The following is a 14,898-nucleotide window of genomic DNA, read 5'->3' as shown; positions in this document are numbered from 1 at the left end:
GGCGGCGCTCAGGCCATTTGGGTGGCAAATGTATCCCGAAGTTCGCGGCGCAGGAACTTCCCGCTCGCATTGCGCGGCAGCGGCTGGTCAACGAACCAGACGAAACGCGGCAGCTTGTGCTTGGCGATGTGCTTCGCCATTTCCTCGCGCAGCGCATCGGCGTCGAGCGTTTCGCCTGCCTTCAGGAACACGGCTGCGGCAACCTCTTCACCCAGACGGTCATCGGGAACACCAAAGACGCTGCATTCGGCGACCGCAGGGTGGCGATAGATCGCCGCCTCAACCTCGACGCAATAGACATTCTCACCGCCGCGCAGCACCATGTCCTTCTTGCGATCGACGATGTAGATGAAGCCGTCTTCATCCATCCGCGCAATGTCACCGGTGTGCAGCCAGCCATCGGTAATCGATTCGGCAGTCGCATCGGGGCGATTGATATAGCCCTTGATCACGGCCGCGCCGCGCACCCACAATTCGCCGGTCTGGCCTAGTGGCACCTCATTACCGTCATCATCGACGCATTTGGCCTCGTAGACGGGCATGGCGGGGCCCGCGCTGTCGGGCCGGTCGACATAGAAATCGCCGCCGAGCGAGGTGATGATGCCGCAGGTTTCGGTCATGCCATAGCCCGTCGTCGGGCGCGCGGTTTCGACCGCCTCGTCGATCTTCAAAACCTGGTCGGGCGGCACCTGCGCCCCGCCGCCCGATAGTGCCAGCAGGCTGGAGGTATCGGTGTTGGGGAAATCGGGGTGGGTGATAAGCTCGCGCGCCATGATTGGCACGCCGCTCATGCCTGTCACCCGCTCGCGCTCGATGATCTTGAGCGCTTCGCCTGCATCCCAGCGATACATCAGCACCAAGGCGCCGCCTGCGGCGGTCGCGCCATAGGCGGCGCAGTTGTTCGCGGTTACGTGGAAAAGCGGCGTGGTGACCAGCGTTACCGGGATTGGCGGTGTGGCCGGGGGTGCAACCCCCGTCGCCCGCTCGACCGCCAATGCCGAAGAGGCGGCAGCATAAAGCATGTTGAAAAGGTTCGCGACGCAACCTCGATGGGTCAGCTGTGCACCCTTGGGAAAGCCGGTGGTGCCTGAGGTGTAGAAAATGCACGCATCCGATTCGGGGTCGACCGTCACATCGGGCATCGATCCGCCATGGGCAATGACTTCGGACCAAGGCGTGATGTCGGCCGGCGATTCGTCAAGGCGCACGCCCACCAACTGTACCGTTCCTGCAAGTTCGGGCTTCTCGCGGAAGCGCGCAAGGCGCTCGGCATCGATGAACAGGATTTTGGGCGTCGAGTCATTGAGCGCATAGGCCATTTCTTCGGACGTCCACCATGCGTTCATGCCAACCGCAGTGACGCCGCTGGCGACGCAGGCCCAGTAAATCAGCATCCATTCCGGATAGTTGCGCATCGCGATTGCGACGCGATCACCGGGCTTTACCCCTTGGGCCGCCATCCATGCGGCGATGGCATTTACCTGCGCATGCGCCTCGGCATAGGTGATCCGCTCGTCCTGGTAGATCAGGTAGGGGCGCTCGGCAAAAACCGCCGTCGACAGCCACACCTCGCGCACGCTTGGCGGCGCATTTTTATAGGTGTTGATGTGATTGTCGAAAATCTCCGCCTTTACGATCTCGAAGGGACCACCCGGGCCGGTCAGTTCGTCGCGCACCTGGCGCAATTCGCTATAGTACATGCCTCTCCTCACATTCTCTTCGGGAAGAGGCATAAAGGGGAAAGCGCCAAGCGCAAGCCCCGATTTAATCGCGTGATTAATGCGCCGTGCTAAAAATCGACGGCAATGCCCTTCAATTCCCAATCGCCATAGCGCACCGGGTCTGGCCGCTCCTCATCGGGCAGCGGTTTGTGCTCGACCGCCTTAGGCTCAGGCACGGGCGGGCTTTTCGACAAATAGGCCGGCGGTTTCACATGCGGTGGGCGCTTGCCCATGACGGGGCTCCATTCTTGAAAGCGGGTCTTATGCCTCCCACATTGGGCCTCGTACGGAGGATATCAAGATGAATATGCTCAAGACGACGATGTTGCTGGCGGCGCTGACCGCATTGTTCATGGCGCTCGGCTATACGCTCGGCGGGTCGGGTGGAGCCGTGATCTCGCTGCTGGTCGCGGCAGGGATGAACCTGTTCACCTATTGGAATGCCGACAAGATCGTCCTCAAAATGCACAATGCGCGCGAGGTGGATGCGGCGAGCGAGCCCAGTTTCCATGGCATGGTCGCGAACCTTGCCCGCCGGGCCAATATGCCGATGCCGCGCGTCTACATCATCGACAGCCCGCACCCCAATGCCTTCGCCACCGGGCGCAATCCGGAGAATGCAGCGGTGGCGGCGACAACCGGATTGCTCTCGATGCTCAGCCGCGACGAAGTCGAAGGCGTGATGGCGCACGAACTGGCGCATGTGAAAAACCGCGACACGCTGATCATGACGATGGTTGCGACCATCGCGGGTGCGCTTTCGATGCTCGCCAATTTCGGGCTCTTCTTCCGCGACAATGATCGCAACGGGCTGGCGACATTGCTTGCGGTGCTCATCGCCCCCTTTGCCGCGATGATTGTGCAATTGGCGATCAGCCGCACGCGCGAATATGGCGCAGACCGGACAGGTGCAGAGATATCGGGCAAGCCGCTCGCACTGGCTTCGGCGCTAGCCAAGATATCGGGCGCTGCGCAGGCGATCCCCAATCCGGTGAGCGAGCGCAACCCTTCGGCAGCACAGCTCTATATCGTGCCAACGCATGTATCCGAGATGTTTTCGACCCACCCCGCGACCGAAAACCGAATTGCCGAGCTTCAGGCGATTGCAGAGCAAATGGGTTCGGCCCCGCGTCGCAGCGCGCTTGATCCGTTGAGCCGCAGCTAAGCAGAAGCCGATTGTCGTTGCCCGGCCAGACGACTAAGGCCGGGCAATGAACACCCGCCCAACCACCGCCACCGGCCTTGCCGCCCGCCGCACCGCGCTGCGCATGCTCGACGCCTGCTTGCGCACCGGGCAGCCGCTCGACCAGGCCGCAAGCGCTATGGCGAAGGGGCTCGAACCTTCTGATCGTGCGCATGCGATTGCGATTGCGCAGGAAGTTCTGCGCTGGCTTCCCGATCTCGACCTTCTGATCGACAGCCAGACGCGGCTGCCACTGGCGGAAGATGCCAAAGCGCGCATGGTGCTGCGCATGGCGCTCGCACAGATGCTGCGATTGGGAACGCCGCCGCATGCCGCCATCGCGACTGCGCTGCCCTTGCTCGACAAGGGGCCGAGGCGGCTGGTGCATGGCGTGCTTGGTTCACTCTGGCGGCTGCAGCCCAAGCTGGCTGACGCGCCTAGCCTGACGCACCCTGTCGCCGATCGCTGGACGGCCGCATGGGGCGCTGAGGTGGTCGAAGCCGCGCGCACCGCGCTCGCCGAACCCCCGCCGCTCGACCTGACTTTGGCGGATCCGGCGCAAACCACAAAATGGACCGAGGAGTTGGAGGGCATCAGCCTTACGCCCGGCCATGTGCGCCTGTCGCGCGGCTCCGCAATTGAAATGCTCCCCGGTTTTGCTGACGGCGACTGGTGGGTGCAGGATCTGGCCGCGAGCCTTCCGGCGCGGCTGCTGGGGCAGGGCAATGGCCGCTCGGTCGCAGACCTATGTGCGGCCCCGGGTGGCAAGACGATGCAACTCGCCAGCCAGGGTTGGGATGTCACCGCGCTCGACAAGTCGTCCAAGCGGATGGAGCGGCTGTCGGCCAATCTGGAACGCACCGGCCTCACAGCGAAAAGCAGCAACAACGACGTGCTGAACTGGCAGCCTGAAGCACCATTTGATGCCGTCCTGCTCGATGCACCATGCAGCGCGACAGGAACCTTCCGCCGTCATCCCGATGTGCTCCACCGGATCGGTCCCAAGCAGATTGCAGAGTTGGTCGAGCTGCAGGCGGCCATGCTCGACAAGGCGGCGGAGATGGTCAAACCCGGCGGTGTCTTGATCTATGCGACCTGCTCACTCGAACCTGAGGAAGGGGAGCAGCAGGCCGACGCCTTCCTGTCGCGGTATGGCGAATTCACCAAGGCGGCGATTGATCCCAAATTGCTGCCCGAAGGCATTTCTCCAAAGGACGGCTATGTCCGCACGCTTCCCGGAATGCTGGCGGATAAGGGCGGGCTCGACGGCTTCTTCATTGCCTGCCTGCAACGCAAGGACTAGCTTTCGGCCATGACGCCGCCGACCCTGACGACCGAACGCCTGATCATCGAACCGCTCGCGATGAAGCATTGGGAGGCTTATGCGGCTGCATGGGCGGATCCGCAGATGACCCAATTCATCAGCCCCGAACCGCGGACCCGGCAGGAAAGCTGGATCAAGTTCGTCCAGGGCGCCGGGTTCTGGTCTTTGTTTGGCTATGGCTATCTGGCCTTTTGTGACCGGTCGAATGGGCAGTTCCTCGGCAATGGCGGTCTCGCGCGGATGGAGCGCGGGATCGCCGGGCTGGAAGGCTATCCCGAAGCAGGCTGGGCATTTGCACATCACGCATGGAGCAAGGGCTATGCCACCGAGGCGATGACGGCGATCCTTGGATGGGCCGATAAAGCACTTCCTGATCCGGAAATCCGCTGCATCATCGACATCAACAATCTCGCCTCGATGCGCGTCGGGGAGAAGCTTGGATTCCGCCTGATCGAAACGACCGAAGGCACAACCGGACCGCTTGGGCTGTTTTCGCGACAACGCGGTGGATAAATCAGTGGATTAGCTGTGCATGAAGGGGCGGCTGCCTTGCCCCTTTGGCCCAGTATCGCTAAGCGCCAGCCATGAGCGCTCCCGTCCGTATCGCCCCTTCGATCCTATCCGCCGATTTCGCCCGCCTGGGTGAGGAGGTTCGCGCGATTGACGAGGCGGGATGCGACTGGATCCATGTCGATGTGATGGACGGGCATTTCGTCCCCAATATCACCATCGGGCCGGCTGTGGTGAAGGCGCTTCGCCCGCACAGCGCCAAACCCTTCGACGTCCATTTGATGATTTCGCCGGTCGATCAATATGTGAAGGATTTTGCCGACGCAGGCGCGGACATCATTTCCTTCCATCCCGAAGCCGGGCCGCACCCGCACCGCACGGTGCAATTGATAAAGTCGCTCGGCAAGCAGGCCGGCATCGTCCTCAACCCGCACACCCCGGCCAAGATGCTCGATTACCTGATCGAGGATATCGACCTCGTGCTGGTGATGAGCGTCAACCCCGGCTTTGGCGGGCAGAGCTTCATTTCGAGCCAGCTCCGCAAGATCGAGGCGATCCGCAAGATGATCGAAAAGACCGGCAAGGATATCCGCCTCGAAGTCGATGGCGGGATCACGGTTGAAACCGCGCCGCTCGCCATTTCAGCTGGTGCCGATACGTTGGTTGCCGGGACGGCGACTTTCAAAGGTGGCCCAAGCGCTTACGCCGCCAATATTGCAGCCCTGAGGGGGTAATGGCCGAAGCGGATCGCCCGGACGAAAAAACAGGCGCAAATGCGCTTGTGGTGCGTCCGACGGGCCGCCTTGAAAATCTTGCCGCCCGCGTTTCGCTGATGCTCTATCAGTTGAGCTGGCGCACGCCTTTGCACAAGATGCGCATCACCGGCAAATTGCCGATGAAGCTGCTCGCTGCACCGACAAACCCGCTTCCGGGGGATGAGGCGCGCGGCACCGCCATCCGCATCGGCAAGTTCTTGTTCCAGGGCATGGAGCAGTCGATCGATGCCATTGATTATGAGAAACTGGCGCTGCCCCCTGCATTTGTCGAATATATCCACCGTTTCGATTGGCTGCGCGACCTCGCGGTTGCGGTCAATCGCGGCGAGGGCGCTCCGCTTGCTTCGTCGATTGCCGAAAAATGGCTGGCGGCCAATGGCGATCGGCCGCGTATCCCGGCTTGGCGCATCGATAACAGTGCCTGGCGCTTCCTCAACATGGCTAGCGCCGCGCCCTATCTGCTGACCAGCTCCGACCTCATTTATCGATCCAAGATACTCAACCATTTCGCCCGCACCGCGCGCCACCTAGACCAGTCGGCGATCCGCGCGACCAAACCATTCGACAAGGTGTGCGGATGGACGGGCGTCGTTGCAGCCTCGCTGCTTCTGCCGGAAGGCAAGGCGCGCCGCGCGATGGGCGAGCATAGCCTTGAACTGGCACTGGCCGAGCTGGTGTTCCCCGACGGCGGCGTGCTGTCGCGCGCACCGCAGCAGTTGATGGAACTGATCGCGCTGCTCTCGATGTTGCGCCAATGCTATATCGCCCGGCAGGAACTGGTTCCCGAATTCCTCACCGATACGCTGGGCCGCAACATTCCGGCTTTGCTCGGCCTCACCCATTCGGATGGCGGGCTCGGTGCATGGCAGGGCTGCGGCCATATCGGCCCTCAAAAGATCGAAGCGCTTGTCGAGGCGAGCGGCGTGCGCGCACGCCCGCTTCGCCAGGCGCTTGATTGGGGTTACCAGCGCGTCAGTGCCGGGCAGGCGGTGCTTCTCGTTGATGCCGGTCCGCCACCGCACGCGAAACAGGCTTTGGTCGGCTGTGCGTCGACGCTCGCCTTTGAATTCAGCTTTGGCAAACAGCGCATCATCATCAATTGTGGCGGGGCGGGACTTGCCGGGGCAAGCATCCCGGCGGCATTGGCGCGCGGCTTGCGCACCACGGCGGCGCATTCAACTTTGTGCCTTGATGACAGCAATTCGACCGCGCTTTTGGCCAAGGGCCAATTGGGTGCGGGTGTCGTCGATGTCGAACTGGAGCGGCGCGACATTGAAAAGGCGACGCGGATCGAGGCCAATCATGATGGCTATGCCCGTGCCTATGGCTTCATTCACAACCGCGTCCTGATCCTGCGATCGGACGGAATGGAATTGCGCGGCGAGGACACGCTTCTACCGCATGCGAAATATAAGGGGCGAGAGGAAGTTCCCGCGCATCTGCGCTTCCACCTCGGCCCCGACATCGAACTGCTGCTCGCCGAAGACAAGCGCAGCGTGATGATGCGGATGGAAGATGGCAGCAACTGGACCTTCCTGACCGCGCTCGGCACGATCGAGGTCGATGAAAGCTTATGGGTGGATGAAAATGGCCGGCCGCACCCCACCCGCCAACTCGTCATCGGCGTCAACGCGCCCAAGGGCGGAATCACCATTGGCTGGGCGCTAAAATTTCTGGGATAAATTTACATGAGTGATGTGAAGATCAAGCGGGCACTGCTTTCGGTGTCGGACAAGAGTGGACTTGTCGAACTGGGCCATGCACTGGCGAAACGCGATGTCGAACTCGTCTCGACCGGCGGCACGGCAAAGACGCTGCGCGATGCCGGGCTGCAGGTGAAAGACATCAGCGACCTCACGGGATTTCCCGAAATGATGGATGGCCGCGTCAAGACGCTACACCCTAAGGTGCATGGCGGGCTTCTCGCCGTGCGCGACAACGCTGAACATGCCGCTTCGATGAAGGAACATGGCATCGGTGTGATCGACCTTGTCGTCGTCAACCTCTACCCCTTTGCCCAGACCGTCGCCAAGGGTGCGAGCCGTGACGAGATCATCGAGAATATCGACATTGGCGGCCCGTCCATGGTGCGCAGCGCGGCAAAGAACCACGCCTATGTCACCATTGTCACCGATCCGGCCGATTATGACGATTTGATTGCCGAGCTTGAGGAATCGGGCGGCAAGACCAGCTATGATTTCCGCCGCAAATGCGCTGCCAAGGCCTATTCGGCGACCGCCGCCTATGACAGCATGATCAGCCAATGGTTTGCCTTTGCCGACCAGGGGCAATTGTTCCCCGATATGCTCGCCATCAACGGCAACCGCGCCGAAGAGCTTCGCTATGGCGAGAACCCGCACCAGCGCGCCGCGCTGTACTTGCCGATTGGCCCGCACAGCAGCGGTATTGCGCAGGCGGAGCAGATCCAGGGCAAGGAGCTAAGCTACAACAACTATAATGATGCCGATGCCGCGCTCGAACTGGTCAGCGAGTTTCGCGATGGCCCGCCGACGGTCGTCATCGTCAAGCATGCAAATCCGTGCGGTGTGGCCACTGGCGATACGCTGATCGAGGCCTATCGCTCGGCACTCGAATGCGACAGTGTTTCTGCTTTTGGAGGGATCGTCGCGGTCAACCGTCCGCTCGATGGCGCGACGGCAGAAGCGATCACCGAAATCTTCACCGAGGTGGTGGCAGCACCCGCAGCCGATGATGCGGCAAAGGCGGTGTTCGCGAAGAAGAAGAACCTCCGCCTGCTGCTGACCGGCGATCTGCCCGATCCCAAGCGTGGCGGGCTGATGGTAAAGCCGATTACCGGCGGGCTGCTGGTGCAATCGCGCGACAATGGTTTTGTGCCTGATAGTGACTTCAAGGTGGTGACGAAACGCGCACCCACTGCCCAGGAATTGGCCGACTGCCGCTTTGCCTGGACGGTTGCCAAGCATGTCAAATCGAACGCCATCGTCTATGCCAAGGATGGTGCAACCGCAGGTATTGGCGCCGGCCAGATGAACCGGCGCGACAGTGCACGCATTGCGGCGATCAAGGCGCGCGAGGCAGCGGAAACCTATGGTTGGGATGCGCCCCGCACCGTTGGTTCAGCGGTGGCTTCTGATGCCTTCTTCCCCTTTGCCGACGGGTTACTCGCGGCAGTAGAGGCAGGGGCGACGGCGGTGATCCAGCCGGGCGGTTCGATGCGCGATGATGAAGTCATCGCCGCCGCCGATGAGGCGGGCCTCGCGATGGTCTTCACCGGAATGCGCCATTTCCGGCACTGAGCGAAGAGGCCCTAGCCGCCTTTTTTCAAAAGCGCGGACAGGGCCTTCAGCTTGGGCGTGACCACCGGGATGGTCAGCATCGTCGACGCAACCGCCATCAGCAACAGTGCGGTGAAGGTCTCGTTCGAAATGATGCCTTTATCCAGCAGCACGCTGGCGAAGATGATTTCGATCAACGCCTTGGTCTGCAACAGCCAGCCGATGATAGAGGCCTCGCCCTTTTCCCATTTGAGGATGCTTCCGGCGATGCGGATGCCGATCAGTTTGCCCGAAACCGATGCGAACAGCAGCAGCCCCGCCGCACCAAAGACGGCAACTCCGCCCAGATCCCACTGGGTACGAAGCCCTGTGGAGAGGAAGAAGACCGGCATCACCGTGAGCAGAATGGTGTTGCGGAAGTTGTCCATGGCCTGATGGCCGAACCATTTGGCATCGAGCACCGCGCCCGCAAGGAAGGCGCCGACCATATAATGGAGGCCGCACCAATCCGCGCCCAATCCGACCAACGCGAGCCAGACCAGCCCGACATACCATCGATCGCGTTCAGGAATGCGCTGCATCAACGCGCGCATGCCCCAGGATGCGAATGCAAACAGCGCAAGGAACGTCCCCTGCCGCTCGATACGCGCCCAATCGAGCAGGATCAGCGCAAGCACGCCCCAAATCGCAATGTCATCGAGACTTGCGTAGCGCAGGATGCGCTGCCCGATCGGCAAACGCAGTATTTCGAGCTTTTCGAGGAGCAATACGAGGATTGGCAGAGCAGTGACCGCGCAGGCCATCCCGATGCCGAGGATCATTTGCCAGGGTGCGCCTTTGTCCCCTGCCCAGTCGGGGCTCCAATTGATCAGTACGACGGCGGCAGCACAACCGAACAGCAGGGGAACCAGCAACGCAAAGCCTGCTGTTATTCCGCTCTCGCGTCGCCGCTTCCATGCTTCGTGCAGGTCGAGTTCGATACCGGCAACCCAGACAAACATCATCACCGCCCACCAGGCAACACCATTGAGCGCGGAGATGACCTCAGGCTTGAATACCGAGGCGTAATATTCGGGATAGGCCGCGCCCAGCACACCGGGCCCGAGCAGCACGCCGCCGACAATCTGAACAACCACCAGCGGTGCAAAATAATCGGTCTTCAACAACCGCCAAAACAGATAGGGTAGAGTGAAGATGATCAGCATCGCCACCAGAAACAATTCGGTGGTGGTAACAGCGTGCATTTTGGGCTCCCCCCTGCTTTTCGGTCTGCTGCCGAACGGATGTTTAGCTGCAATTAGCAGCGAGCAATGCGTCTGCAAACTGTCTTGGCAGTTTGGTGCCATACATAGCAATGTCCCTGAACCGGACAGCCCGCGCCGACTGTGGTTAACCGACTGGCGGGAATCGCTTTGGATGGGCAAATCGGGCATGACCAGTTGAAAGCATGACCATGAATCGATCCTCGCTCCTCATCGTCCCCGCAATCGCGGCGCTGCTGTCTGTTTCAGCTCCGGCACAAACCGGTATGGCACCCTTTCAGGTCGTCGAAACGGGGGACAGCTTCGCACGCCTCGCCGATGCGGTTGCTGCAATCGGGGATGCGCAGGGCACGATCATGATCGCCCCGGGCGTCTATCGCGAATGCGTGGTGCAATCCGCGGGGCACATCTCGTTCAAGGCAGAAGTTCCGGGCCGATCGATCTTTGACGGCGGCATTTGCGAGGGCAAGGCAGCGCTGGTGCTGCGCGGCCGCTCGGCGGCGGTTGACGGGCTGATCTTCCAGAACATGGCCGTGCCCGACGGCAATGGAGCAGGGATAAGGCTCGAAAAAGGCAATCTTGCCGTGACCCGTTCGGTGTTCCGCAACAGCGAGCAGGGGATTTTGACTGCGCAGGATCCGGCAGGCGAAATCGTCATCGACCAGACGACCTTCACCGAACTGGGGCGCTGCGACCGCGGTCTGGCCTGTGCGCACAGCATCTATATCGGCGATTTCGCTTCGTTGACGGTGACCCGCAGCCGGTTCGAACGCGGCAATGGCGGGCATTATGTCAAAAGCCGCGCCGCACGCGCGATCATCCAGAACAATGCGTTTGATGATACACGCGGGCAGGCAACCAATTACATGATCGACTTGCCCGGCGGCGCCACTGGCATGATCAGCGGCAATGTCTTTGTTCAGGGCAAGGACAAGGAAAATTACAGCGCCTTCATCGCCATCGCCGCCGAAGGCCGCGCGCGTAGCAGCGCCGGACTCGCGATCAGCGGCAATGATGCAAGCCTGGGCACCGATGTTGATCGCAACACCGTTTTCCTTGCCGATTGGTCGGGCGATGCAATCGTGCTTGGCGCGAACCGGCTGGGTCGCGGGCTGAAACCGTTCGAGAAGCGGTAAGCCTTACCGCCTTTGCAGTTATCGCCCTTGGGCGCGCCAGCGGCGGACAACGCGTTCGAGCAATTCTTCCTCGCCGCCGGTTTCCTGCCACAATACCGAGAAGAGCGGATCTTCCGAAGCCGGACGCTTTTCTTCCTCAAGCGTGTCGAGCGCGACGCGGATGGGGATGGAAACGCCCTCACCGCAGATGATGCATTCGCGGTTGCGCAGCGCCGGAATCGAATCGAGAAAGCCACGCGCACCCTCAGGCATCGCCGCGCGCACATAGGCTTGGTCGCGGTCGTTGTTGAGGCGCATCGAGATGATCGTGCCGCATTGTGAGAGCACGCCCTCTGCAAGGTCAGACGGGCGCTGCGTGATCAGGCCAAGCGAAACACCATACTTACGGCCTTCCTTGGCGATACGTTCTAGGATGGTGCGCACTGCGCTATCGCCAGCGACGCGATCCGATGGGATGTAACGGTGCGCTTCCTCGCAGACGAGCAGGATCGGGCGCTGCGGTTCGTTGCGTGACCAGATCGCATAGTCGAAGACGAGGCGCGACAGCACTGCAACCACGGTGGAGGTAATATCCGAAGGCACGCCGGAAACGTCGATGATCGAGATCGGTTTGCCGTTGCTTGGCAGGCGGAAAATCTTGCCGAGGAAGTCCGACATCGTATCGCCGACGAGCATGCCCGAGAACATGAAGCTATAGCGCGGGTCGGCCTTGAGCTCTTCGATCTTACCCTTCAACCGCATGAAAGGTGCAGTGTTGGTCGCCTTGTCGAGCTTGCCCATCTCGTTCTGGATGATCGTGGTCAGGTCCGACAGCAAATAGGGGATCGGGGCATCGACGGTCAGCTTACCGATGCTTTCGGCAAGCCGGTTCTTCGATCGCGCCTGCAACAGGCACTTGGCCAAAATGTCGCAATCGGCTTGGCGCTCATCGCCCGAGGAAGTGACAAAGACTTCGCAATGTTCGGCAAAATTCATCAGCCAATAGGGCATGGCGAGGTTGTTGACGTCGTAGAGCGCGCCGTTGCCCTTGAAGGCGGCGCTATACTCGCCGTGCGGGTCGATCATCACGATATGGCCTTCAGGGGCCATGTCGCAAATCTTATGCAGGATCAGCGCGGCGCTAGTCGATTTACCGGTACCGGTCGATCCGAGCAGCGCAAAGTGCTTGCCGAGCATCGCATCAACATAGAGCGAGCCGCGAATGTCGCGGGTCGGAAAGACGGTGCCGATATTGACGCTGGCGCGGCCATCAGCCGCGTAAACCTGTTTGAGGTCCGTACTCGAAACCGCAAACACTTCCGAACCCGGCACGGGGTAGCGAGTAACACCGCGGCGGAAGTTGTAGATCTTGCCGGTAAGGCGTTCCTCATCGCCTTCGCCAAGGAAGTCGACCTGCGCGATGATGGTTTTGGTATCTGTAAGGTCGAGCCGCTGGGTGCGGATGTTGGCAAGCAGCCAGACATTGCCGACGCGGATCTTGATCTGGCTGCCGACCTGGCCTGCCATTGCTATCGACGGATCGTGATGCTCGACCAGTGCGTTGATCAACGCCGCATCAAGGCTGACCTGCGATCCCGATCCAGCGATTTCGACCACTGTACCGATTTTGTGTAATCCCCCGCCAGCAGCCTGATGGCTGCGCTGCGCCTGTTGGACGCCGACCGGTTCCGCCTGCGTGCGCGCTGCCGAAGCGAAAGACTGCGGCGCGGGTTGCGGAGCCGGAGCGGCCAAAGGAGCCGCGGCTGGTGCCGGGGCGGGTTGCGCTGTTGCGACAGGTTCGGCTGCCGGCTGCGGCGGTTGATAGCTCGGCGGCGGTGCTGCCGGCCTTATCGGCGGCTGATAGGGTGTAGCAGCGGCAGTGCTTGAATCCGTCGCCGTTTCCCTCGTGCCGAACGGTTGCCCCTGCCCGAATGTGCGGCCTGCATAATTGTCGGTCATCTGATCACCCTGTTGTTGCGAGGGCAAGACATAGGGGAGCGGAGTTAATTTTCGGCTAAAATCGCCGAATTACCGGGCTTGTCCGCTGCGTTTATAGCCGGTTGAAGACATAGCCGGCGAACCAACCGAGGAATAGCGATATCAGCACAGCAAAGGCCCCGTAAAGCAGGCCATAATCCTGCGCCATGATGGTAACAAAGCGTTCAAAGCCAGTCTTGCTGATTTCAACGACCACGCTGTCATCCGCCATGATCACCCGCCCGTCGCGGATCAGCAGGGTTTCGGCGATATATTTCCCTTCGGGAACGCTCGATGGCAGCGTCAGGCGCGCCCGATATAGCACCTGGTCGGTGATATCGACCTCACCCGGCGCCTCGGCAAAAAGCCCGTCACGCTGGTTGAGATCGACTAATCCGTTGGTAAAACGGCGCACCTCGCGCGTTTCAATCTCCCCCGTTGGAGAAAGCTGCAGCCTTTTAAGGCCGAGTTCGTAGATGGCTGCAGTTCGCGCATCGACGATCTTCTCAATCGGGCGAGACGAGGCAATGGCATAATAGGCCGGGGCAGAGCGGAAATCGATGCTGTCGGCATTGACCCAGATGCCCGCCACCTTCTGCTTTTCGCGCACGATGATCGGCCGTGTCGGCCCGCGCAGAACGACCGCAACGTCGATCTGCCCGCTCGGCGCGACGCCGCGCGGATAGATGATTGCACCGAACAGCAGCAGCTCCGCCCCGGTAAAGCGCGACTGGATGTTGATGTTGCGCTGCGAGACGTCGGGAACCAGCTTTGGCTCGCTCGCGCTCTGCGCCATTGCGGGAAGCGGCAGCAGCAACGCCAGGATCAGGAGAAGACGGGCGATCACAGGAACTGCACCGTGTAGATTTCGTCTGGCTGCCAGCCAAGGCCCAGCGCCATGCGCAAGGCGACGATCAGCACGATCGCCGCGAGCAGCAAGCGCAGATAATCGGGGCGCATCCGTTGCGCCAACCGCGCGCCAATCTGTGCGCCGGTGACGCTGCCGATCAGCAGGAAAATGGCGAGCACAATATCGACCGCGCGCGTCGTCAGGCTGTGCACCATCGTCGAAGACATGGTGACGAACAGGATCTGGAACAGCGACGTACCGACAACGACATTCGCGCTCATGCCCAATATGTAGAGCATCGCCGGTACCATGATGAAGCCGCCGCCGACACCCAGCAGCATCGTCAAGATGCCGGTCAGGAAACCGAGGATCAGCGGTGCAAGCGGGGAGATGTAAAGCCCCGAACGGTAGAAACGCCAACGGCCGGGCAGGCTCGCAACCAGCGGGTGGTGCCGCCGCTTGCTGGCGGCCACAGGCTTGCCGCTGCGTTTTGCCGAAACGCTCTGCCAGGCATCCTTTGCCATCAGCCCGCCTATGCCCCCGAGAAGTAGCGTGTAGAGAATATTGATGACGGTATCGGCCTGCCCCCATGTTTCGAGCAGCTCGAACAACACGGCGCCGAACAGCGTTCCCAAAAGTCCGCCCACCACCAACACTGCACCCATGTGGAAATCGACACCGCCGCGCCGCATATGCGCGAACACGCCCGATACGCTCGCGCCGGTCACCTGTGTCGAAGCGGAAGCCGCGGCAACTGTCGGCGGAATGCCGTAAAAGATGAGCAAGGGCGTGGTCAGGAACCCGCCGCCGACGCCGAACATGCCCGACAGCATACCCACGGCCCCGCCGAGCAGGATGATCACAACGATGTTTACCGACAGCCCGGCTATAGGCAGGTAGATATCCATCGCGCCGCGCTAAAT

General features: G+C 61.2%; 13 protein-coding genes. 7 read left to right on the top strand and 6 right to left on the bottom strand.

Translation table 11 applies throughout. The features are described 5' to 3' along the window. Nucleotides 1–8 precede the first annotated feature (8 nt). Nucleotides 9–1,700, bottom strand: a complete 1,692-nt coding sequence (locus ACFSAG_RS04330; protein WP_381511687.1) for a class I adenylate-forming enzyme family protein — start codon at nucleotides 1,698–1,700, stop codon at nucleotides 9–11. An 89-nt stretch (nucleotides 1,701–1,789) separates the two neighbouring features. After that, on the bottom strand, nucleotides 1,790–1,954 hold the full coding sequence (locus ACFSAG_RS04325) for a DUF1674 domain-containing protein (RefSeq protein WP_298604642.1): 165 nt from the start codon (nucleotides 1,952–1,954) through the stop codon (nucleotides 1,790–1,792). Nucleotides 1,955–2,022: 68 nt separating this feature from the next. Between ACFSAG_RS04325 and htpX the strand changes: the two genes are divergently transcribed. The 6 genes from htpX to purH all read left to right on the top strand — a co-directional run bounded on the left by htpX (nucleotide 2,023) and on the right by purH (nucleotide 8,792). Next, on the top strand, nucleotides 2,023–2,886 hold the full coding sequence (htpX, locus tag ACFSAG_RS04320) for a zinc metalloprotease HtpX (RefSeq protein ID WP_374612205.1): 864 nt from the start codon (nucleotides 2,023–2,025) through the stop codon (nucleotides 2,884–2,886). A 46-nt stretch (nucleotides 2,887–2,932) separates the two neighbouring features. Then, a complete protein-coding gene (locus tag ACFSAG_RS04315) occupies nucleotides 2,933–4,207 on the top strand; it encodes an RsmB/NOP family class I SAM-dependent RNA methyltransferase (protein ID WP_381511683.1) in 1,275 nt (424 codons plus the stop codon). 9 nt (nucleotides 4,208–4,216) lie between these two features. Next, entirely contained in the window at nucleotides 4,217–4,741 is a 525-nt protein-coding gene (locus ACFSAG_RS04310; protein ID WP_374612209.1) for a GNAT family N-acetyltransferase, read from the top strand. A 71-nt stretch (nucleotides 4,742–4,812) separates the two neighbouring features. Beyond that, a complete protein-coding gene (gene rpe, locus ACFSAG_RS04305; RefSeq protein ID WP_381511680.1) occupies nucleotides 4,813–5,472 on the top strand; it encodes a ribulose-phosphate 3-epimerase in 660 nt (219 codons plus the stop codon). After that, a complete protein-coding gene (locus ACFSAG_RS04300) occupies nucleotides 5,472–7,196 on the top strand; it encodes a heparinase II/III family protein (protein WP_381511678.1) in 1,725 nt (574 codons plus the stop codon). The genes rpe and ACFSAG_RS04300 overlap by 1 nt, the downstream gene beginning before the upstream one ends. A 6-nt stretch (nucleotides 7,197–7,202) precedes the next feature. Further along, entirely contained in the window at nucleotides 7,203–8,792 is a 1,590-nt protein-coding gene (gene purH / locus ACFSAG_RS04295) for a bifunctional phosphoribosylaminoimidazolecarboxamide formyltransferase/IMP cyclohydrolase (protein ID WP_381511676.1), read from the top strand. An 11-nt stretch (nucleotides 8,793–8,803) separates the two neighbouring features. Here the strand turns inward: purH and ACFSAG_RS04290 are convergent, their stop codons facing one another. Next, a complete protein-coding gene (locus ACFSAG_RS04290) occupies nucleotides 8,804–10,015 on the bottom strand; it encodes a cation:proton antiporter (RefSeq protein ID WP_381511674.1) in 1,212 nt (403 codons plus the stop codon). 209 nt (nucleotides 10,016–10,224) lie between these two features. Between ACFSAG_RS04290 and ACFSAG_RS04285 the strand changes: the two genes are divergently transcribed. After that, nucleotides 10,225–11,169 (top strand): right-handed parallel beta-helix repeat-containing protein, encoded by a 945-nt coding sequence (locus ACFSAG_RS04285; protein WP_381512043.1) that lies wholly within the window; start codon nucleotides 10,225–10,227, stop codon nucleotides 11,167–11,169. An 18-nt stretch (nucleotides 11,170–11,187) separates the two neighbouring features. On the opposite strand, the gene ACFSAG_RS04280 is transcribed toward ACFSAG_RS04285, so the two are convergent. From ACFSAG_RS04280 to ACFSAG_RS04270, 3 genes are all read right to left on the bottom strand, one after another. Further along, the gene (locus tag ACFSAG_RS04280; protein WP_381511672.1) at nucleotides 11,188–13,107 is read right to left on the bottom strand and encodes an ATP-binding protein; all 1,920 of its coding nucleotides are present in this window, start codon (nucleotides 13,105–13,107) and stop codon (nucleotides 11,188–11,190) included. A 91-nt stretch (nucleotides 13,108–13,198) separates the two neighbouring features. Continuing rightward, nucleotides 13,199–13,972 (bottom strand): TIGR02186 family protein, encoded by a 774-nt coding sequence (locus tag ACFSAG_RS04275; RefSeq protein ID WP_374612223.1) that lies wholly within the window; start codon nucleotides 13,970–13,972, stop codon nucleotides 13,199–13,201. Then, nucleotides 13,969–14,883: a sulfite exporter TauE/SafE family protein gene (locus ACFSAG_RS04270; RefSeq protein ID WP_381511670.1), complete on the bottom strand. Its 915-nt coding sequence runs from the start codon at nucleotides 14,881–14,883 to the stop codon at nucleotides 13,969–13,971. Before ACFSAG_RS04270 ends, ACFSAG_RS04275 begins: the two co-directional genes overlap by 4 nt. Between the last annotated feature and the right edge of the window lie 15 nt (nucleotides 14,884–14,898).

The organism is Sphingorhabdus buctiana (genome assembly GCF_042680825.1).
GTDB lineage: Bacteria > Pseudomonadota > Alphaproteobacteria > Sphingomonadales > Sphingomonadaceae > Sphingorhabdus_B > Sphingorhabdus_B buctiana.
The sequence above is the reverse complement of the archived record's forward strand: the minus strand, read 5'-3'. Positions and strand labels throughout refer to the sequence as shown.

What these genes read in the sequence shown, in the direction of transcription:
- ACFSAG_RS04310 (WP_374612209.1), top strand. Translation starts at nt 4,217, where the DNA reads ATGACGCCGCCGACCCTGACGACCGAACGCCTGATCATCGAACCGCTC.
- ACFSAG_RS04270 (WP_381511670.1), bottom strand. Translation starts at nt 14,883, where the DNA reads ATGGATATCTACCTGCCTATAGCCGGGCTGTCGGTAAACATCGTTGTG.
- purH (WP_381511676.1), top strand. Translation starts at nt 7,203, where the DNA reads ATGAGTGATGTGAAGATCAAGCGGGCACTGCTTTCGGTGTCGGACAAG.
- htpX (WP_374612205.1), top strand. Translation starts at nt 2,023, where the DNA reads ATGAATATGCTCAAGACGACGATGTTGCTGGCGGCGCTGACCGCATTG.
- ACFSAG_RS04285 (WP_381512043.1), top strand. Translation starts at nt 10,225, where the DNA reads ATGAATCGATCCTCGCTCCTCATCGTCCCCGCAATCGCGGCGCTGCTG.
- ACFSAG_RS04280 (WP_381511672.1), bottom strand. Translation starts at nt 13,107, where the DNA reads ATGACCGACAATTATGCAGGCCGCACATTCGGGCAGGGGCAACCGTTC.
- rpe (WP_381511680.1), top strand. Translation starts at nt 4,813, where the DNA reads ATGAGCGCTCCCGTCCGTATCGCCCCTTCGATCCTATCCGCCGATTTC.
- ACFSAG_RS04330 (WP_381511687.1), bottom strand. Translation starts at nt 1,700, where the DNA reads ATGTACTATAGCGAATTGCGCCAGGTGCGCGACGAACTGACCGGCCCG.
- ACFSAG_RS04325 (WP_298604642.1), bottom strand. Translation starts at nt 1,954, where the DNA reads ATGGGCAAGCGCCCACCGCATGTGAAACCGCCGGCCTATTTGTCGAAA.
- ACFSAG_RS04315 (WP_381511683.1), top strand. Translation starts at nt 2,933, where the DNA reads ATGAACACCCGCCCAACCACCGCCACCGGCCTTGCCGCCCGCCGCACC.
- ACFSAG_RS04300 (WP_381511678.1), top strand. Translation starts at nt 5,472, where the DNA reads ATGGCCGAAGCGGATCGCCCGGACGAAAAAACAGGCGCAAATGCGCTT.
- ACFSAG_RS04290 (WP_381511674.1), bottom strand. Translation starts at nt 10,015, where the DNA reads ATGCACGCTGTTACCACCACCGAATTGTTTCTGGTGGCGATGCTGATC.